The following is a 16,907-nucleotide window of genomic DNA, read 5'->3' as shown; positions in this document are numbered from 1 at the left end:
GCCGTGACTCCTAACATGGGGTCATGCGCGCCCTTTTTGCTGCCCTGATCCTCGCCGCCGCTCCGCTCGGCGCCATGGCCCAGACCACCTCCCCGCCCAGTGCTGCGGAGCGGCCGGACGCTGCTGCACCTGCCGAGGCGACAACGCCCTCCGCAGTGGCAAAGCCGGCGGAACCTGACCGCGCCAAGCGCCTCGATGCGCTGTTTGCCGCACTCAAGGCGGCACCCGACAAGGAATCGGCCAAGGCCATCGCCGCCCGCATCGATGTCGCCCTTACCCCCTCGGGCAGCGACACGGCGGACCTGTTGATGGCGCGCGCCTCGCAGGCGACACAGGCGAAGAAGTTCGATCTGGCGGTGGAACTGCTGGACGGCCTGCTGGCGATCGAGCCCGATTATCTCGAGGCGTGGAACAAGCGCGCCACCGTCTTCTTCCTGCGGCAGGATTTCTCCAATGCGCTGATCGACCTGCGTCAGGTCGTCGCCCGCGAGCCACGCCACTATGGCGCCTGGGCGGGCATCGCCATTATCTGCAAGGAGATTGGCGACGAGAAGCGCTCGCTCGAAGCGGCGCGCCATGCCCTCGCCCTCTATCCCCATCTCGACGAGATCGAGGACCTGGAACAGGAACTAGCGATCAAGGTCGAAGGCCGGCCGATCTGAGAGCGGCCGCACGCAAGGTCGAAGGCCGGCCGATCTGAGACCGGCCGTACGCAAAGTCGAGAGCCGGCCGATCTGAGAGCGGCAGCTCTCGCCCGCTCGCCGCTCACGCCCGCTCGTAATCCACGAAGCTGAAGGCGAACTCGTCCTTTTCGCCCTGGATCGGCCCTTCCCGGCCCACCTCCCGCCACTCCGCGCGGGCGAAGGCGGGGAAATGCACATCACCCTCCGGCTGCCCGTGCACTTCGGTCAGGCGCAGCCGCGCGGCATGCGGAAAGGCTTGCGCATAGATCTGCGCACCGCCCACCACCGCCATCTCGTCGACGCCAAGCCTCTCGGCCTCCTGTGCCCCGCGCTCCAGCGCCGCGCCGAGCGAGGAGACGACCAGCACCCCCTCGGGCGGGCGGAAGCCGGTGTCGCGGGTGATGACGAGGCTGGTGCGCCCCGGCAGCGGCCGCCCGATCGATTCGAAGGTCCGCCGCCCCATCAGGATCGGCTTGCCCCAGGTGATCGCCCGAAAGCGCTTGAGATCACCCGATATATGCCAGGGCAGCGCGTCGCCGCGCCCGATCACGCCGTTCTCTGCCAGGGCAGCGACAAGGGTAAGCACGGTCATGCGGGCCTCCCGCGCAGCAGCGTCAGCGCGGTTTCCGCCGCGGTGAGGCCGGTCTGGTGCGCGCCATGGGCGGTGGAATAAGCATGCGGCGAGGACGCCTCGCCGGCGAACAGGAGACGATCGCCAAGCGGATGGTCGAGGGTCTGCGTCAGGCGCGCACGCATATGCGCGAGGCCCGGCAGGGCGCAGCTATAGCCGCCGCCGATCAGCGGGTCGGCGACCCAGCCTGTCGTAGCGACGCCGGCGACGTGCTTTTCGATGTCCGCCCCGACGGCGTCCTTCAGCGCGGCAAGGGCGAAATCGCGCATCGCCCCCGGCCCGGCCTTGACCAGCGCCGAGGCATTGGCGCCGCCGAGCTGGGCGATCGCCATGGGCTGGCCGAACGGGTTGAGGGTGAAATTCACCGGCTTGCGGTCCGGATTTTGGAGATCCAGCGTATCGATATAGCTGGTGGGCTCGACGCCAAACACGTCGCGATCGAACAGGAAGGCGACCTTCTCCGCCGCCCCCAGCGGCAGTGCCTCGAACGCCTCGGCGAGATCGGGCGGCAGCAAGGGGGCGAAGGCAAGGCCGCCGCGCGCGATCACCGAGGTCGGCACGGCGACAATGGCGAGCCGGGCGGTCAGCGTGCCGCGCGAGGTGGCGAGCGCCACGCCCTCCCCCGACCAGTCGATGGTGGAAACCGCGCAATCGGTGACGATGTCGAGGTTCGGCGCGGATCGGGCGGCGAGCGCCTGCACCAGCGCGCCATAGCCCTTCTCGACCGGGTAGTTCTCGCCCGTGTCGGAATAGGCGGCATAGTCGAGGGTCGACAGTCGTTCCGGCTCGGCGGCGGAAAGCAGCGTCAGCCAGTGCCGCGCCAGCCGCGCCCACGGCGGAGACAGGCCGGCCTCGGCCAGCACTTCGCTCGCGGCGACGTCGCGCCCGTCCTCGCCGGCCTTGTGGATGGCGGCGTAACTGGCCTGAATGTCGTTCCAACTGGCCTCACACTCCACCTCATCGGCCCAGCGATCGCCGAGATGAGTGGCGCGGGCCTTACGGTTGCCGCGCGCGAAATAGGCGAGGCCCAGTTCGTCCGCCGCCACCCGCAGCGGGTTCACCGAGGCGGAGTGCAGCCAGTGGCAGCCACGGTCCCAGGCGACGCCGAAGGTCGCGGTATCGGTGAAGGCCCGCCCGCCGGTCCGGGCCGCCGCTTCCACCACGCGCACATCGATCCCGGCCTGCTGCAGCCGCGCCCCTGCCGCAAGGCCTGCGGCACCGGCGCCGACGACGATCACCTCATGCTGTGCGGCCACGTTCACGTCCGGCTCTGGCGGGGGCTATCTGGCGACGTCCGGCACACACGGCTCAGTGCCGGCAACGCGATTATTTCTTGCGGAACGCATCGAGCCGCACGACCTGGGCGCCGCCGGAGCCGCCATCTGTCGGCTCATCGTCATCCACCGGCTTCACCGCGCTCGGGGCATCCGACGCCTTGCCGTCCGCAGCCTTGCTGTCGGGGCCTGTCTTGTCGGGCGCCTTGCCTGAGGCCTTGTCGCCTGCGGAGGGGCGCGGAGCGTCCTCGGCGCTAGCGGCATCGACGGAAGGCGTGGCCGGCGCGCGCGCCGCACTGGGCTGCTTTGGCGCCGCCTTGGCATCCGGCACCGCGACCGGCGCCGGCTTCGGTGCGGCGGGCTTCAACCCGATGGAACGGGAAGCCACAGCCTCTGCCGGCGCCGGCTTGGGCGGCACTTCGGCCAGGCGCGTGGGCGCGCGGGTGGAGGGGACGGAGGTCGGTCGGCCCTCACCGATCGGCGTCGGCATGGCGGTGGGCTCATCCGCCCCATCGCCTTCTGCGTCGGCATCGTCCTCGTCTTCCACCGATTCGAATTGCAGTCCGAATTTGACGGAAGGGTCGAAGAAGCCCTTCAGCGCCGCATAGGGAACGTGCAGGCGCTCGGGAATGCCGTTGAAGGAAAGGCCGACCTCGAAGAACTGGTCGGTGACGATCAGGTCCCAGAACTGGTGCTGGAGCACGATGGTCATTTCTTCGGGGTAACGCTCCTTCAGGCGCGGCGAAATCCGCACGCCGGGCGCGCAGGTATCGAAGGCCAAATAGAGATGGTGTTCCCCGGGCAGGCCGTCGCGGGCCACATCGGTAAGGACACGGCCAACGACGCCGCGCAACGCATCCTGCACCAGCAGGTCATATCGGATCAGATCGACGCTCATGCCGGCAATGAACCCGATTTCAGCCCCGACGGCCAGTAGGTTGTGAGAATGAAGTGCAGGCTTCTGTTGCCAGGTGCCTGCGAACCCCGCCTCACGGTGCTACCCGCTTGGACTTATTTTCCGTAGATCAAACCGCTCACGCGGCCTGAGCAACCGGAGCATAGTTGTCGTTGGCAACTATATGTTTGGTCCGATGACGGCGGTACCATGCCGGGCGAAAGAAGACCCTTTACGCTCTCGTCGATCCTGTTTCGCCCCCGCCGCAGCCCACCCTTCGATGGGTTCCGGTGGAGGCGCCGGGTACTGCCCCCGGGTCCGAAGAGTTTATTCCGATGTCCGTTTATCGCCATATCCGGCTTGCGCCGGCAAAACGAATATAGGGCTTTGCCCCCGCGGTTGGAAGGGGGGCATCCACAACTCCCCCTTCCTTTCCCCTTGAAGGCTAGGCCTCGGTCTGGTCGCCATATTGCAGATGCTCGATCGGCCGGTTTCCACCATTGGTGCCGAGCAGCTTTTCCTCCTGCGCGGCAATCTCTGTCCGCAGCGTCTCCATGAAGATCTGGCGCATCATCTCATAGTCGAGCCGCACGTCGGAATGGGCACTGCGTAGTGCCTGACCCTCGCGCAGCACCAGCGCCGGCGCCGTGTGAGAATGCTCCACCGTGAAGTCGAGCGGGTGCGTCGCATCCTTCTCCAAAAGGTTCAGGTGCATGCGCAGGCGGTGTAGATCGGTGTTGAGCGCGTCGGTGCTTTTGGTCACTGCGTCCTCCCTCAGACTTTGGTCGCATCGGGACAAGTCGAGCCTGCCGGGAATGTTCCCCGTTACCGCCCCGGGCGCGGCATGGGCTTGCTGGGGACGCCGGGCCGAATGGCAGCCTGCCGGGTGTGCCGGCGGCGCCGCGTGCTATATGTAGCGGGCATGAACGCCTCGGGAACCATAGGCATGCGGAACTATCACGAGCTTCTGGAACGGGTGCTGCGCGAGGGCACGCGCAAGGACGACAGGACCGGCACCGGGACACTATCGGTGTTTGGCCACCAGATGCGCTTCGACCTTGGCGAGGGCTTTCCGCTGGTCACCACGAAGAAGCTGCACCTGCGCTCCATCATCCACGAATTGCTGTGGTTCCTCGCGGGCGATACCAACATCGCCTATCTCAAGGAAAACGGCGTTTCGATCTGGGACGAATGGGCGGACGCCAATGGCGACCTCGGCCCTGTCTACGGCCATCAGTGGCGCTCCTGGCCGGATGGGCAGGGCGGGGTGATCGACCAGATCGCGCAGCTGGTTGCCGAGATCCGCCGCAACCCCGATTCGCGCCGGCTGATCGTCTCGGCCTGGAACCCGGCCGACGTGCCTGTCATGGCACTGCCGCCTTGCCACTGCCTGTTCCAGTTCTATGTGCAGAACGGGCGGCTCTCCTGCCAGCTCTACCAGCGCTCGGCCGACATCTTCCTCGGCGTGCCGTTCAACATCGCCTCCTACGCCCTCCTCACCCACATGGTGGCGCAGGTGACGGGGCTGGAAGCGGGCGACTTCGTTCACACCTTCGGCGACGCCCACATCTATCTCAACCACCTCGACCAGGTGCACGAGCAGCTCTCGCGCGCGCCGCGCGCCCTGCCGCGTCTGCAGTTGAACCCTGACGTGCACGACCTCTTCGCCTTCCGCTTCGAAGATATCGCCATCGAAGGCTATGACCCGCACCCGGCCATCAAGGCGAAGGTGGCGGTGTGACGCCGCCAGGCCTTGCCGGCGTGGCACACGTGAAGACGGAAGCGGAGACCCCCCATGGCCCTCACCCTGCGCCCCGCCCAGCGGGAAGACGCCGCGCTTATCCTCGCCTTCGTGCGCGAACTCGCCGACTACGAAAAGCTGCTGCATGAGGTGGAGGCGAGCGAGGAGGATTTCGTCCGTGCGCTCTTCGGGCCGCAGCCGCGTGTGTTCTGCGACATCGCGGAGTGGGAGGGCGCGCCGGCCGGTTTCGCGCTCTGGTACTACACCTTCTCCACCTTTCGCGGCCGGCAGGGCATCTTCCTGGAAGACATCTTCGTGCGCCCGGAATTTCGCGGGCGTGGCATCGCCAAGGCGCTGATGCAGCTTCTGGCGCGGCGGTGCATCGACGAGGAGCTGGGGCGGTTTGAGTGGAACGTGCTGGACTGGAACGCCCCCGCGATCCGCTTCTACCGCTCGGTCGGCGCCGTCCCGCTCGACGCCTGGACCATGCAGCGCGTCAGCGGCGAGGCACTCGAGAGGCTCGCCGCGAACTGACAAGCCTGCACCGACGCCGTGTTCAAGAGCATCCCCAGCAAAGGCACGCACGAAAAAGCCGCCGACGAGACGCCGGCGGCTGATGCGATGGAGGAGCGTGGAGTGCCGGCGGCTGCCCCCGCTCAGAGCGGCTCGGCCTCCGGACCCGCCTCCGGCCCGTCCGGGCCGTCGTCCATCGGGCCGGGCGGCATGCGGTGGTGCATCGGGCCGTCGTGACCGTGTCCGCCGGGGCCGGCACGATGCGGGCCGTGGCCCTTGCCGTCGCGGCCGGACGCCATGCGCGGATGCTCGATCTGCTTGAACAGGATGGCGAAGCGACGCTGCTGTGAACCGTCGAGGCTGTCATAGAGCGGGGCGGCCGCGTCGGCGACCTTCTTCATCATCTGGCCGCGCTCGACCATGCCATCGGCCTGTGCGCGCAGCCGCGCGATCACGTCGGGGCGCTCGCCCTTGGGCTTGTCCGCGCGTTCGGCGCGACGCTCGGCGCGATTTTCCATCCGCTCCTTGGCAGCCTCCTGCAGCGCGGTCTCCACCGCCGGCCACAGCTTCTCCTGCTCGGCGGTCAGCCGCAGCCCCGCCTTCAGGGCGGCGATGCGCGCGTCGCTCATGGCGCCGGCGAATTCGGCCATCTGCTCGACGCTCGGGCGCGGGTGATCGGGGCCACCCGGCTTCGGCGCCGCCACGCCAAAGGTCACACCGGCGAGAAGGGCAGCAGCCGTTGCAGCAATGATCGTACCTTTCATCGGCCTCATCTCCTGTGAAGGTGAGGCCGATGCTGGGTCATGGCGCCGAAAGATTCAAATGAAACTTCGGTAATGAACCTGAATTACCTTCAGAAATGAAGATGAATAGGCGTTCAGATTCATGAATAGTTATTAACGGGGAGATATCATCTTCTCCGGCCGCACAACAGCATCGAACTCCTCGTCGGTAACATAGCCGCCACCGACCGCTTCCTGGCGCAGCGTGGTGCCGTTCTTGTGCGCAGTCTTGGCGATCTTGGCGGCATTGTCGTAGCCGATCTTTGGTGCCAGCGCCGTCACCAGCATCAGCGAGCGCTCCAGCGCCGCCTTGATGTTGTCTTCGCGCGGCACGATGCCGACGACGCAATTGTCGGTGAAGCTGATCGCCGCGTCCGAGAGCAGGCGCACGGACTGCAGGAAATTATAGGCCATGACGGGATTGTAGACGTTCAGCTCGAAATGGCCCTGGCTGCCGGCAAAGCCGAGGGCCGCATTGTTGCCGAACACCTGCACGCAGACCTGGGTGAGCGCCTCGCACTGCGTTGGGTTCACCTTGCCCGGCATGATCGAGGACCCCGGCTCGTTTTCCGGCAGCGCCAGCTCCCCGAGGCCCGAGCGCGGGCCCGAGCCGAGGAAGCGGATGTCGTTGGCGATCTTGAACAGCGACACCGCGACCGTGTTGATCGCGCCATGCGAAAACACCATCGCGTCATGGGCGGCCAGCGCCTCGAACTTGTTCGGCGCGGTGGTGAAGGGAAGGCCGGTGATGGCGGCGATCCGCTCGGCCACCTTCTCGGCGAAGCCGATCGGCGCATTGAGCCCGGTGCCGACCGCCGTGCCGCCCTGCGCCAGTTCCATCAGCCGCGGCAGGGTCTGCTCGACGCGCTCGATGCCGGTCGCGACCTGATGGGTGTAGCCCGAGAACTCCTGGCCGAGCGTCAGCGGCGTGGCGTCCTGGGTGTGGGTGCGGCCGATCTTGATGATGTGCTGCCACTGCGCAGCCTTTTCGCCCAGCGCATCGCGCAGCTTGGCAAGGGCAGGAAGCAGACGGTGGGCAATTTCCTCGGCAGCGGCCACATGCATTGCCGTCGGATAGGTGTCGTTGGACGACTGGCTCATATTGACGTGGTCGTTCGGGTGCACCGGCTTCTTGGAGCCGAGCGTGCCGCCGAGCATCTCGATCGCGCGATTCGAGATCACCTCATTGGCGTTCATGTTCGACTGCGTGCCTGAGCCGGTCTGCCAGACCGCCAGAGGGAAATGCGCGTCGAGCTTGCCGTCGATCACCTCCTGCGCTGCCGCGATGATGGCGTCGGCAAGTGCCGCGTCGAGATGGCCGAGGTCGCGATTGGTCTCTGCCGCCGCCCGCTTGACGATGGCGAGCGCCCGGACCACCGGCAGCGGCTGCTTTTCCCAGCCGATCTTGAAATTGCCGAGCGAGCGCTGCGCCTGTGCGCCCCAATATTTGTCATTTTCCACCTCGATGGGCCCGAACGTGTCGGTTTCGATGCGGGTAGTGCTCATCGGTCAAAGCCTTTCGGACGTCGGGTGCGTCAAGATGGCCCAGTGAGAGGGCCTCGATCCTCGCGGCGGTTTAGCACGCGGCGCCGAGGGACGAAATGCGGCGCAGAACCGACGCCAGCCTCCCGCAAGGTTCCCAGGACACAGATCACAACTGCGTGACCTGTACCCCCTTCAGGGCCGGCCTCGCCCCTGTTTATGGCGTACCTTGATACCGCAATTTCGCCGGCGGCATTCAACAGCCGGCTACCCGCAACGCTTTCAGCCAGCGCTACCCGCGACGGCCGCCGCGTACCACGTAGCTGCAAATTCTTGGAATGAGCCATTTTCACCGATATTATGAGAGAACTAATAAAGCCCGACGCGCCGATTCTGCGTCCCCCTTTCATTGGAGGCCGGCGCCCGTGGGCGACATCGTAAATCTCAACCGCCATCGCAAGCGGATCGCCCGCGAGCAGGCGGAACAAACCGCCGCCGCCCGGCGTTTGGAGTTTGGCCGTCCAAAGTATCAGCGCGAGCTGGAGGCGGCCGAGGAACGAAAGCAGGAAAAAATGCTTGAAGGGCATAGGCGCATACGAGAGGACGAGACATGAAGAGCCCCGTGGTTAAGCGGTCAATCGTGATTGCCGGGCACAAGACCAGTGTAAGTCTGGAAGACCAGTTCTGGGACGCCCTCAAGGAGATTGCCGCCAATCGGCGCAGCACCTTGTCGGAAATCGTCGCCTCGATCGATTCCGGACGCAATCAGGGCAACCTGTCGTCGGCGATCCGGCTTTATGTCCTGGCGCATTACCGCAGCCCCGCGCCCGGCCGCGAGGCGGTGGAACACTCCGAGCGCAATGGATCCCTGCGCTCTACCGTTGCGTAAACCCGAACTAGATCCCATATCGGGAGGTGGCGGCGCGTTGTAACCTGATGCCTCGTCACCTATAACCGCCTCGTCACGTCGTTCGGACGGCGAGGCGCGGGTTTTCTTGCACGGTGGCGTCTGCCGGTTCTGCGCTTGCGAGCCCGGACAAGCCGGGCGCGCAAACGGAGTTGGCGCGGAATGTCATGGAAGAACCAGAGCGGCGGGCCGTGGGGCGGTGGTCCGCGCGGCCCCTGGGGCACTGGTCCGCAATCGTCGGGACCGAATTCTCCTGACCTTGAAGATCTGATCCGTCGTGGTCAGGAGAAGCTGCGGACGGCGATACCGGGCGGCTTCGGCACCGGCAAGGGCATCGTGGTGGTGGTGGCTCTGGCCATCGTCGTCTGGCTGCTCTCGGGCTTCTACAGGGTCGAACCTGACGAGCAAGGCGTGGTGCTGCGCTTCGGAAAATTCGTCGGGACCACAAATCCCGGCCTGAACTACCATCTTCCCTATCCCATCGAGACCGTGCTGACCCCGCAGGTCACGCGCGTCAATCGCATTGATATCGGCATTCGTACCGGCGATGATCCGCGCCGCGGCGCCGCCATGCGCGATGTGGCGGAAGAGAGCTTGATGCTGACCGGCGACGAGAACATCGTCGACGTCGATTTCGCCGTCTTCTGGATGGTAAAGCCCGCGGCCGCCGGGTCGACAGAGGATGTCGGAGCCGCCAACTTCCTGTTCAACGTCCAGAACCCGGAAGGCACCATCAAGGCCGTGGCCGAAAGTGCCATGCGCGAGGTGGTCGGCCGCACCAACATTCAGCCGATCCTCACCGGCGCCCGCCAGAACATCGAAACGGCGGTGCAGGAACTCATGCAGCGCACGCTGGACGGCTATAAGGCCGGCGTTCTCATCACCCAGGTCCAGTTGCAGAAGGTGGATCCGCCCTCGCAGGTGATCGATTCCTTCCGCGACGTCCAGGCGGCGCGTGCCGACGCCGAGCGTCTGCAGAACGAGGCCCAGGCCTACGCCAACCGCGTGGTGCCGGAAGCCCGAGGTGACGCCGCGCGCATCACCCAGGGTGCCGAGGGCTACAAGGAACGGGCGATCATCGAGGCAAGAGGCCAGGCGGCGCGCTTCCTCAGCGTTCTGGGCGAGTACCAGAAGGCGCCCGAAGTCACGCGCCAGCGCCTCTATCTTGAAACAATGGAACGCGTGTTCGGCGGAATGGACAAGGTGATCATCGATCCTGCGGCGGGCGGCTCCTCCGGCGTCGTCCCCTATCTGCCCCTCGCTCCGCTCACGGGCAGCACCACCGCTCCGGCGGCCGCTCAGGGAGCCGCGAAATGAGGAACAGCCTCGGTCTCGTTCTGGCGGTCCTCGTCGCCGTCGTCCTCATCGGCCTGTTCTCGGCCCTTTTCAGCGTCTACCAGACCCAGCAGGCGCTGGTGCTGCGCCTCGGCGAGCCCATCCGGGTCATCGAGGAGCCGGGCCTGCACGCCAAGATCCCGCTGGTCGACAGCGTGATATTCGTCGACAAGCGCATTCTGGACCTCGAAAATCCCTCGCAGGAGGTGATCGCCGCCGACCAGAAGCGTCTCGTCGTCGACGCGTTCGCGCGCTACCGCATCGTCAATCCGCTGCGGTTCTATCAGTCGGTCGGCACCATCGACGCGGCCAATTCGCGCCTCGCCACCATCCTGAACTCGTCGCTGCGCCGGGTGCTTGGCGAATCGACCTTCATCGAGGTGGTACGCGACCAACGCGAGGCGCTGATGGCGCGCATTCGCGACCAGGTAAATCGCGAGGCGGCCGGCTTCGGCATCGATGTCATCGATGTCCGCATCCGTCGCGCCGACCTGCCGGAGGCCAACAGCCAGGCGGTGTTCCAGCGCATGCAGACCGAGCGTCAGCGCGAAGCCTCCGAGATTCGCGCGCAGGGCGCCGAAGCGGCCCAGACCATCCGCTCCCGCTCCGACCGCGACTCCACGATCATTGTCGCCGAAGCCAATGCCACCGCCGACCAGCTGCGCGGCGAGGGCGAGGCCCAGCGCAATGAGATCTTCGCGCAGGCCTATAATCAGGACCGCGGCTTCTTCGACTTCTATCGGTCGATGCAGGCCTATGAGGCGTCCCTGAAGGGCTCGGACACGCGTATGTTGCTGGCGCCGGATTCGGAGTTCTTCCGGTTCTTCGGCAATCCGGCGGCTCGCCCGGCCACGCCCCCCGGCGCGGCGGCTGCGCCGACGGCTCCGGCCGCGCCGCTCGCGCCCGCCAACTAAAGCGGCGCGACGATGTATGATCTCATCGTCGCGCTCGGCCTCGTGCTGGTTATCGAAGGCTTGGTGCTTGCCGCCGCCCCGGCGGCGGTACGCCGATCCGCCGATGCAATCACGCAGTTGACCGATTCGCCCCTGCGGGTGGCCGGCATTGTCGGTGCCATCCTGGGCCTTGCCATCGTCTGGCTGATCCGAGGATAAAGAGGCGGGGCCGCGTGCCCCGCCTCGCGCTCTTTTGGCTTGCATCGCATCTTGCGGCGGGTAGCGTCTGAAGCAACGGCCAATGAATTTCGGGCCGTTCCGCCCGGATCCGCGTGGCGGCGTCAAGGAGGCTTCATGACTAACTGCCTTGAAGGCCCCGGCCTTAAGCGTTCCAACATCGCGCTTCCTGCCCTGGAACGGGCCTTTTCCTTCCCCTGGCCGCACCGCACGGCGCGCCGCCTCGCCGCCGCGCTCATTGCCTTCAGCCTTGCCGCACCGCTGGCCCTGATGCCGCTCGAGGCCCGTGCCGCCGCCGCCAAGGGCCCCGACACGGTGGCCGACACCGCTGCCCTGATCATGGATGCGGTGGTCAACATTTCAACCTCGCAGACCGTCGCCCCCTCGCGCAGCGTACCGACGCCGGAACTGCCGCCAGGCTCGCCTTTCGAGGAGTTCTTCGAGGAGTTCTTCAAGCGCCGCCAGCAGCAGGGCGAGGAACAGGCGCCGCGCCGCGTCTCCTCGCTGGGCTCGGGCTTCGTCATCGACGCAAGCGGCTTCATCGTCACCAACAACCACGTCATCGCCGATGCCGACGAGGTCTATGCCAATTTCGCCGACGGCTCGAAGCTGAAGGCGGAGATCGTCGGCCGCGACACCAAGATCGACATTGCACTGCTCAAGGTGACGCCAGAGCCCGACAAGCCGCTCAAGGCGGTCAAGTTCGGCAATTCGGACATTCTGCGCGTCGGCGACTGGGTGATGGCGATCGGCAACCCGTTCGGCCTCGGCGGGACGCTCACCGTCGGCGTCATCTCCGCCCGCAACCGCGACATTAATTCCGGCCCCTACGACAATTTCCTGCAGACCGACGCGGCGATCAACCGCGGCAATTCCGGCGGCCCGCTGTTCAACATGGAAGGCGACGTGGTCGGCATCAACACCGCCATCATCTCGCCCTCCGGCGGCTCCATCGGCATCGGCTTCGCCGTGCCTTCCAACACCGCCATCCCGATCATCGCCCAGCTCAAGGAGTTCGGCGAGACGCGGCGCGGCTGGATCGGGGTCCGCATCCAGCAGGTCACGCCGGAAATCGCCGAGAGCCTCTCGCTCGATCGCGCGCGCGGCGCGCTGATCGGCTCGGTGAACGAGGACGGCCCCGCCGCCAAGGGCGGCCTGAAGGCCGGCGACGTCGTCGTCAGCTTTGACGGCAAGGAGGTACGCGACATTCGCGCCCTGCCGATCATCGTTGCTGACACCCCGGTCGACAAGGAGGTGGAGGTCGTCGTCATCCGCAAGGGCCAGCAGGAGACGCTGAAGCTGGTGGTCGGCCGGCTTGACGAGGGCACGGCCGCGCCCAGCGCCGCCGAAACGCCGGAACAGAAGCCGGATACGCCGCCGCCGGTGACGACCCGCAAGCTCATGGGCGTCGAGATGGCGGAGATCACTCCGGAGCTGCGTACCCGCTTCAAGATCAAGGACGAACTCAAGGGCGTGGTGGTGATGGCGGTCGATGCCGGCTCCGTGGCCGCCGAGCGTGGCATCGCGGCAGGCAACCTCATCGTCGAGGTCAATCAGGAAGCCACCTTGACGCCCGGCGATGTGGAAAATCGCCTGGCGGCACTCAAGAAGGAGGGCCGCCGCTCAGCCCTGCTGATGGTGGCCGATCCCGAGGGGCAGATCCGTTTCACCGCGCTGCCGATCGAGTGATCGCCGCCGCCTGATCCGCCCAGTCGCCGGGCACCTCGCCTGATATTGCTGTGACACCAGCACCCTGGAGCCTAGCTCCGGGGTGCTGGTCTGCAAAACTCGGCGCGAGAGACCGCAGAATGCTGTCGCGACGCACTCAGGGCCGCGGCGGCGGCAAGGGCGCGAGCGCGCCGGGCGGCAGCGCTGCGCCGGCCTCGGCCTGGGAGGTCTTGCTCTCGGTCAGCTGGACGGTCCAGCTCTTCTGCTCGTGGGTGTCGACTTCGAAGAAGCCGGTGCGGTCGAAGCCGCGCGCCAGGCAGTCCTGGATGCCGCGAATGGTGAACTCCTTCTCGCGGGTACACATGAAGGCCTTGCCGGACCACTCCCCGCCGAGATCATAGTCGATGGCGTAGACGTAATAGAACCGCGCCACCAGATCGCCACGCAACAGCGTCTCGCAGCTATTGGCGCCGATGTTCCACCAGCCCTCGGTCGACCAGGCATTGCCGTCCTTGTAGCCGAGCGCGATGCCGACCCGGCTGCTGGAGCGGTTGCACAGTCGGAAATCGGCCGCCGCCGGCGCCGGCATCAGCCCGGCGAGAACCGGCCCCGCCAGCACGGCCGGCAGCAGGACGCGAGTGAAGGCGCGCCGCAGCGCGCCGCTCCGACGGGTCGCGCCAGAGGCGGCGCCTCTGGAGACAGTGTCACTCGTCGACGAGAACAGCTCGGAAATCATTGACGTTTGTGCAGGTCGGCCCCGGTGTGAGCAGATCCCCGAGGGACTCGAAGAAGCTGGTTGAATCGTTATTGGCGAGAAAGGCGGCAGGATCGAGACCCAAAGCCTTCGCCCGCGCCAGCGTGTCCGGCATCACATAGGCGCCAGCGGGGTCGGAAGCGTCGCCGCCGCCACCATCGGTGCCGTCAGTATCGCCGGCCACCGCATAGATGCCCGCCGCCCCTTCGAGCGCCACCGCCAGCGCCAGCGCATATTCCTGGTTGGGTCCGCCCCGGCCCTGGCCGCGCATGGTGACGGTGAGTTCGCCGCCCGAGAGCAAAACCGCCTTGCGGCCCGCCGCCTTCAGTTCCCTGGCCTTGGCCGCCTGCGCCTGCGCCACCTCGCGGGCCTCGCCCTCAAGATTGTCGCCGAGCAATACCGGCTCGATGCCGGCCTCGCGGGCGATCTTCTCAGCGGCGACGAAGGAATCGGCCGGGCGCGAGATCAGAATATAGTCGGAACCGGCAAAGGCAGGATCGCCGGGCTTGGGCGATTCATTGGCCGGATCGCGCAGCGCCACCGCAACGGAAGGCGGCGGGTCGATGCGGTAGCGGGCGAGCACGTCGCGCGCCTCGGCGAGTGTCGTCGGGTCCGGCACCGTCGGGCCCGAGCCGATCACGGCCGGGTCGTCGCCCGGCACGTCGGAAACCGACAACGTCACCACCCGCGCCGGCTGGGCCAGTGCCGCAAGCCGGCCGCCCTTGATGCGCGAGAGGTGCTTCCGCACCGTGTTGATCTCGGTGATGTTGGCGCCCGAACGCAGCAGCGCGCGGGTCAGCGCCCGCTTGTCGTCGAGTTCGACGCCAAAGGCAGGGGCGATCCAGTTGGCCGAAGCACCGCCCGAGAGCAGCACCAGCACAAGATCGTCGGCCGTGGCGGAAGCGGCGAGGTCGATCGCCGTCTGCGCGCCGGCAAGGCCCGCCGCGTCAGGTACGGGATGGCCGGCCTCGACCATCTCCAGCTGGCGGGTGGGGCGGCCATAGCCATGGCGGGCGACGCCGATGCCGACCAGCCGGGCGGGATCGACGCCCATCTCGTCGAGATAATGCCGCTCGGCAACTTCCAGCATCGAACCGGCGGCCTTGCCGGCGGCGAGCAGAATCAGGCGGCCCTGGGCGGGAGGCGGCGGCAGCGCCGGCGGCAGGCAGGTGGACGGATGCGCGGCCGCAACGGCAGCGGTAAACAGGCGATCGAGAAAGTTACGCGCCGAAACCTCAGTCATCACCACCCTGCCCGCCCCCCGAAGGGGCCCTTCCTGCCGGTCCATTGCCCGGCCATTGCTTATTGCGCGCGAACGCGAATCCCCGCCGCGCGACGCGAAACGGGCGTATTCCTATGGCACGGCAGGGCTCACGTCGATATCCTCTTGAACACTTCGCTTCAGCTCACGGGCAATTATGCGCCGCCTTTCGACGGAAGACTCCGCCACAACCGACAGCGTCGCCGGCGCCCCGGTGCCGTTCCCCGCTTTCGAGCGCGTTCCGGGAACGCTGGCGGCCGGGCTGATCCTGCTGTGCGACCATGCCTCGAACGCGCTGCCGCCCGGCTATGGCTCGCTCGGCCTGCCCAAGGCCGAGCTGGAACGACATATCGGCTATGATATCGGCGCCGCCGGCGTCACCCGCATGCTGGCGCATCGTCTCGGCTGCCCCGCCGTGCTCTCGCGGTTTTCGCGCCTGCTGATCGACCCCAATCGCGGCGAGGACGACCCCACTTTGGTCATGCGCCTGTCGGATGGCGCGGTGATCCCGGGAAACCGCCATGCCGACGAGGTAGAGATCGAACGCAGGCTGGCGCTGTTTCACCGTCCCTATCACGACGCCATTCACGCCGAGATCGAATCAGCGCTGGAACAAGGTGTCGTGCCCGTGCTGCTCTCGCTGCATAGCTTCACTCCGGTGTGGCGCGGGCTCGCCCGCCCCTGGCACGCCGCCGTGCTGTGGGACAGCGACCCGCGCTTCACCCGCGAGCTCATCGACGCGCTGGAGGCGCCGGGCGACCTCATCGTCGGCGACAACGAGCCCTATGACGGAGCCTTGCGTGGCGACTGCCTGTTCCGCCACGCGACACTAAGGGGGCTGGCCAATACGCTGCTGGAAATCCGCCAGGACCTGATCGCCGAGGTCGACGGCCAGCGCGCCTGGGCCGACCGGCTCGCCGGCCTGCTTCCGGACATCCTCGCCCGGCCCGAGCTGCATGAAGCGCGGGCCTATGGCTCGCGGACCGGCCCGGTACCCCCCATCTGACCGGAAGACCTACCCGGGAGATTTCGATGTCCAATCTCGACGACAAGACCCGCACCGAGCTGGAGGCCGCCGCCTTTCGCCGGCTCGTCGCCCATCTGCAGGCGCGCACCGACGTGCAGAATATCGAGCTGATGAACATGGCCGGCTTCTGCCGCAACTGCCTGTCCAACTGGCTGCTGGACGCGGCAAAGGAGCGCGCCGTGCCGCTGAGCAAGGACGAGAGCCGCGAGGCGGTCTACGGCATGCCCTATGAAGAGTGGAAGGCGCGCCACCAGAGCGAGGCCACGCCCGAGCAGAAGGCCGCCTTCCCCGGTCCCGGCGCCCATTGAGGCCGCGCCGCTACGCGGAGTTGAAACGCACGGGCGCCGCACGGACGTGGATTGCCGGTGGATAGCGGGGTTAGCCGGCCCCGAGGCGCAAGCGGAACGCGCCTTTGCCTTGACGACCCGCCCGGCTTGCGCTCCCTATCGCCGCCCGAATTGCCGTCTAGACGCCGGGCCCCGCCCGATGCCCTGGAGACCACATGTCCGATATTCCGAACGACCAGCCCCTGTCCGATGCCGCCGCCGGCTTCGCCAAGGAGCAGCTCAAATCCTTCATCGAGCGCATTGAGCGCCTTGAGGAGGAAAAGAAGACCATTGCCGACGACATCAAGGATGTTTTCGCCGAAGCCAAGGGCACCGGCTTCGACACCAAGGCGCTGCGGGAGATCCTGAAGATCCGCAAGCAGGATGCCGACCAGCGCGCCGAGCACGAGGCGATCGTCGACCTCTATATGCAAGCGCTCGGCATGCTCAGCCCGAGCTGATTGCGGCGGAAGCGTCGCGTCGACCAACCAGCCGATC

At 66.8% G+C, this 16,907-nt stretch carries 20 protein-coding genes and 1 other RNA gene; 12 read left to right on the top strand and 9 right to left on the bottom strand.

Translation table 11 applies throughout. The features are described 5' to 3' along the window. Positions 1 to 23 precede the first annotated feature (23 nt). The gene (locus J2S76_RS14425; protein WP_307061304.1) at positions 24 to 662 is read left to right on the top strand and encodes a tetratricopeptide repeat protein; all 639 of its coding nucleotides are present in this window, start codon (positions 24 to 26) and stop codon (positions 660 to 662) included. A gap of 103 nt (positions 663 to 765) precedes the next feature. Here the strand turns inward: J2S76_RS14425 and J2S76_RS14420 are convergent, their stop codons facing one another. From J2S76_RS14420 to J2S76_RS14400, 5 genes are all read right to left on the bottom strand, one after another. Continuing rightward, positions 766 to 1,275, bottom strand: a complete 510-nt coding sequence (locus J2S76_RS14420; protein ID WP_307061302.1) for a dihydrofolate reductase — start codon at positions 1,273 to 1,275, stop codon at positions 766 to 768. Further along, positions 1,272 to 2,576, bottom strand: a complete 1,305-nt coding sequence (locus J2S76_RS14415; protein WP_307061300.1) for a flavin monoamine oxidase family protein — start codon at positions 2,574 to 2,576, stop codon at positions 1,272 to 1,274. Before J2S76_RS14415 ends, J2S76_RS14420 begins: the two co-directional genes overlap by 4 nt. Positions 2,577 to 2,640: 64 nt before the next feature. Then, positions 2,641 to 3,486 carry an SspB family protein gene (locus tag J2S76_RS14410; RefSeq protein ID WP_307061298.1) on the bottom strand — a complete coding sequence of 282 codons (846 nt, stop codon included), beginning with the start codon at positions 3,484 to 3,486 and terminating at the stop codon, positions 2,641 to 2,643. A gap of 52 nt (positions 3,487 to 3,538) precedes the next feature. Continuing rightward, positions 3,539 to 3,892: a transfer-messenger RNA gene (ssrA, locus tag J2S76_RS14405) on the bottom strand. 36 nt (positions 3,893 to 3,928) lie between these two features. Further along, entirely contained in the window at positions 3,929 to 4,246 is a 318-nt protein-coding gene (locus J2S76_RS14400) for a hypothetical protein (protein ID WP_131837037.1), read from the bottom strand. 183 nt (positions 4,247 to 4,429) lie between these two features. On the opposite strand from J2S76_RS14400, the gene J2S76_RS14395 reads away from it, so the two are divergent. Then, entirely contained in the window at positions 4,430 to 5,224 is a 795-nt protein-coding gene (locus J2S76_RS14395) for a thymidylate synthase (RefSeq protein ID WP_307061296.1), read from the top strand. Positions 5,225 to 5,278: 54 nt separating this feature from the next. Continuing rightward, a complete protein-coding gene (locus tag J2S76_RS14390) occupies positions 5,279 to 5,758 on the top strand; it encodes a GNAT family N-acetyltransferase (protein WP_307061294.1) in 480 nt (159 codons plus the stop codon). A 122-nt stretch (positions 5,759 to 5,880) separates the two neighbouring features. On the opposite strand, the gene J2S76_RS14385 is transcribed toward J2S76_RS14390, so the two are convergent. After that, positions 5,881 to 6,501 carry a Spy/CpxP family protein refolding chaperone gene (locus J2S76_RS14385; protein ID WP_307061292.1) on the bottom strand — a complete coding sequence of 207 codons (621 nt, stop codon included), beginning with the start codon at positions 6,499 to 6,501 and terminating at the stop codon, positions 5,881 to 5,883. 132 nt (positions 6,502 to 6,633) lie between these two features. Further along, the gene (gene fumC, locus J2S76_RS14380) at positions 6,634 to 8,025 is read right to left on the bottom strand and encodes a class II fumarate hydratase (RefSeq protein WP_307061290.1); all 1,392 of its coding nucleotides are present in this window, start codon (positions 8,023 to 8,025) and stop codon (positions 6,634 to 6,636) included. A gap of 401 nt (positions 8,026 to 8,426) precedes the next feature. Between fumC and J2S76_RS14375 the strand changes: the two genes are divergently transcribed. From J2S76_RS14375 to J2S76_RS14350, 6 genes are all read left to right on the top strand, one after another. After that, positions 8,427 to 8,615 carry a DUF4169 family protein gene (locus tag J2S76_RS14375; protein ID WP_307061288.1) on the top strand — a complete coding sequence of 63 codons (189 nt, stop codon included), beginning with the start codon at positions 8,427 to 8,429 and terminating at the stop codon, positions 8,613 to 8,615. Continuing rightward, positions 8,612 to 8,890: a ribbon-helix-helix domain-containing protein gene (locus tag J2S76_RS14370; protein WP_307061286.1), complete on the top strand. Its 279-nt coding sequence runs from the start codon at positions 8,612 to 8,614 to the stop codon at positions 8,888 to 8,890. The genes J2S76_RS14375 and J2S76_RS14370 overlap by 4 nt, the downstream gene beginning before the upstream one ends. A gap of 180 nt (positions 8,891 to 9,070) precedes the next feature. Continuing rightward, positions 9,071 to 10,225: an FtsH protease activity modulator HflK gene (gene hflK / locus J2S76_RS14365; protein WP_307061568.1), complete on the top strand. Its 1,155-nt coding sequence runs from the start codon at positions 9,071 to 9,073 to the stop codon at positions 10,223 to 10,225. Next, positions 10,222 to 11,157 (top strand): protease modulator HflC, encoded by a 936-nt coding sequence (gene hflC / locus J2S76_RS14360; protein WP_307061284.1) that lies wholly within the window; start codon positions 10,222 to 10,224, stop codon positions 11,155 to 11,157. The genes hflK and hflC overlap by 4 nt, the downstream gene beginning before the upstream one ends. 12 nt (positions 11,158 to 11,169) lie before the next feature. Continuing rightward, entirely contained in the window at positions 11,170 to 11,355 is a 186-nt protein-coding gene (locus J2S76_RS14355; RefSeq protein ID WP_018387751.1) for a DUF2065 domain-containing protein, read from the top strand. 135 nt (positions 11,356 to 11,490) lie between these two features. Beyond that, a complete protein-coding gene (locus tag J2S76_RS14350) occupies positions 11,491 to 13,062 on the top strand; it encodes a Do family serine endopeptidase (RefSeq protein WP_370874754.1) in 1,572 nt (523 codons plus the stop codon). A gap of 136 nt (positions 13,063 to 13,198) precedes the next feature. Here the strand turns inward: J2S76_RS14350 and J2S76_RS14345 are convergent, their stop codons facing one another. Both J2S76_RS14345 and J2S76_RS14340 read right to left on the bottom strand, forming a co-directional pair. Next, on the bottom strand, positions 13,199 to 13,630 hold the full coding sequence (locus J2S76_RS14345; protein WP_307061565.1) for a DUF1036 domain-containing protein: 432 nt from the start codon (positions 13,628 to 13,630) through the stop codon (positions 13,199 to 13,201). Positions 13,631 to 13,745: 115 nt separating this feature from the next. Continuing rightward, positions 13,746 to 15,038: a glycerate kinase type-2 family protein gene (locus J2S76_RS14340; RefSeq protein ID WP_307061282.1), complete on the bottom strand. Its 1,293-nt coding sequence runs from the start codon at positions 15,036 to 15,038 to the stop codon at positions 13,746 to 13,748. Between the two features lie 175 nt (positions 15,039 to 15,213). Between J2S76_RS14340 and J2S76_RS14335 the strand changes: the two genes are divergently transcribed. From J2S76_RS14335 to J2S76_RS14325, 3 genes are all read left to right on the top strand, one after another. Beyond that, positions 15,214 to 16,062, top strand: a complete 849-nt coding sequence (locus J2S76_RS14335) for an N-formylglutamate amidohydrolase (RefSeq protein WP_307061280.1) — start codon at positions 15,214 to 15,216, stop codon at positions 16,060 to 16,062. A 26-nt stretch (positions 16,063 to 16,088) separates the two neighbouring features. Next, a complete protein-coding gene (locus J2S76_RS14330) occupies positions 16,089 to 16,391 on the top strand; it encodes a DUF1244 domain-containing protein (RefSeq protein ID WP_307061278.1) in 303 nt (100 codons plus the stop codon). Between the two features lie 194 nt (positions 16,392 to 16,585). Next, positions 16,586 to 16,870, top strand: a complete 285-nt coding sequence (locus J2S76_RS14325; RefSeq protein ID WP_307061276.1) for a DUF2312 domain-containing protein — start codon at positions 16,586 to 16,588, stop codon at positions 16,868 to 16,870. The last annotated feature ends 37 nt before the right edge of the window (positions 16,871 to 16,907 follow it).

Origin of the sequence: Ancylobacter vacuolatus, assembly GCF_030813595.1 — a bacterium.
Lineage (GTDB): Bacteria > Pseudomonadota > Alphaproteobacteria > Rhizobiales > Xanthobacteraceae > Ancylobacter > Ancylobacter vacuolatus.
This window is presented reverse-complemented; position numbering and strand designations above follow the sequence as displayed.

What these genes read in the sequence shown, in the direction of transcription:
- J2S76_RS14385 (WP_307061292.1), bottom strand. Translation starts at nt 6,501, where the DNA reads ATGAAAGGTACGATCATTGCTGCAACGGCTGCTGCCCTTCTCGCCGGT.
- J2S76_RS14410 (WP_307061298.1), bottom strand. Translation starts at nt 3,486, where the DNA reads ATGAGCGTCGATCTGATCCGATATGACCTGCTGGTGCAGGATGCGTTG.
- J2S76_RS14350 (WP_370874754.1), top strand. Translation starts at nt 11,491, where the DNA reads ATGACTAACTGCCTTGAAGGCCCCGGCCTTAAGCGTTCCAACATCGCG.
- J2S76_RS14345 (WP_307061565.1), bottom strand. Translation starts at nt 13,630, where the DNA reads ATGCCGGCGCCGGCGGCGGCCGATTTCCGACTGTGCAACCGCTCCAGC.
- J2S76_RS14330 (WP_307061278.1), top strand. Translation starts at nt 16,089, where the DNA reads ATGTCCAATCTCGACGACAAGACCCGCACCGAGCTGGAGGCCGCCGCC.
- J2S76_RS14420 (WP_307061302.1), bottom strand. Translation starts at nt 1,275, where the DNA reads ATGACCGTGCTTACCCTTGTCGCTGCCCTGGCAGAGAACGGCGTGATC.
- J2S76_RS14325 (WP_307061276.1), top strand. Translation starts at nt 16,586, where the DNA reads ATGTCCGATATTCCGAACGACCAGCCCCTGTCCGATGCCGCCGCCGGC.
- fumC (WP_307061290.1), bottom strand. Translation starts at nt 8,025, where the DNA reads ATGAGCACTACCCGCATCGAAACCGACACGTTCGGGCCCATCGAGGTG.
- J2S76_RS14370 (WP_307061286.1), top strand. Translation starts at nt 8,612, where the DNA reads ATGAAGAGCCCCGTGGTTAAGCGGTCAATCGTGATTGCCGGGCACAAG.
- J2S76_RS14340 (WP_307061282.1), bottom strand. Translation starts at nt 15,038, where the DNA reads ATGACTGAGGTTTCGGCGCGTAACTTTCTCGATCGCCTGTTTACCGCT.
- J2S76_RS14355 (WP_018387751.1), top strand. Translation starts at nt 11,170, where the DNA reads ATGTATGATCTCATCGTCGCGCTCGGCCTCGTGCTGGTTATCGAAGGC.
- J2S76_RS14425 (WP_307061304.1), top strand. Translation starts at nt 24, where the DNA reads ATGCGCGCCCTTTTTGCTGCCCTGATCCTCGCCGCCGCTCCGCTCGGC.
- J2S76_RS14390 (WP_307061294.1), top strand. Translation starts at nt 5,279, where the DNA reads ATGGCCCTCACCCTGCGCCCCGCCCAGCGGGAAGACGCCGCGCTTATC.
- J2S76_RS14335 (WP_307061280.1), top strand. Translation starts at nt 15,214, where the DNA reads ATGCGCCGCCTTTCGACGGAAGACTCCGCCACAACCGACAGCGTCGCC.
- J2S76_RS14395 (WP_307061296.1), top strand. Translation starts at nt 4,430, where the DNA reads ATGCGGAACTATCACGAGCTTCTGGAACGGGTGCTGCGCGAGGGCACG.
- hflC (WP_307061284.1), top strand. Translation starts at nt 10,222, where the DNA reads ATGAGGAACAGCCTCGGTCTCGTTCTGGCGGTCCTCGTCGCCGTCGTC.
- hflK (WP_307061568.1), top strand. Translation starts at nt 9,071, where the DNA reads ATGTCATGGAAGAACCAGAGCGGCGGGCCGTGGGGCGGTGGTCCGCGC.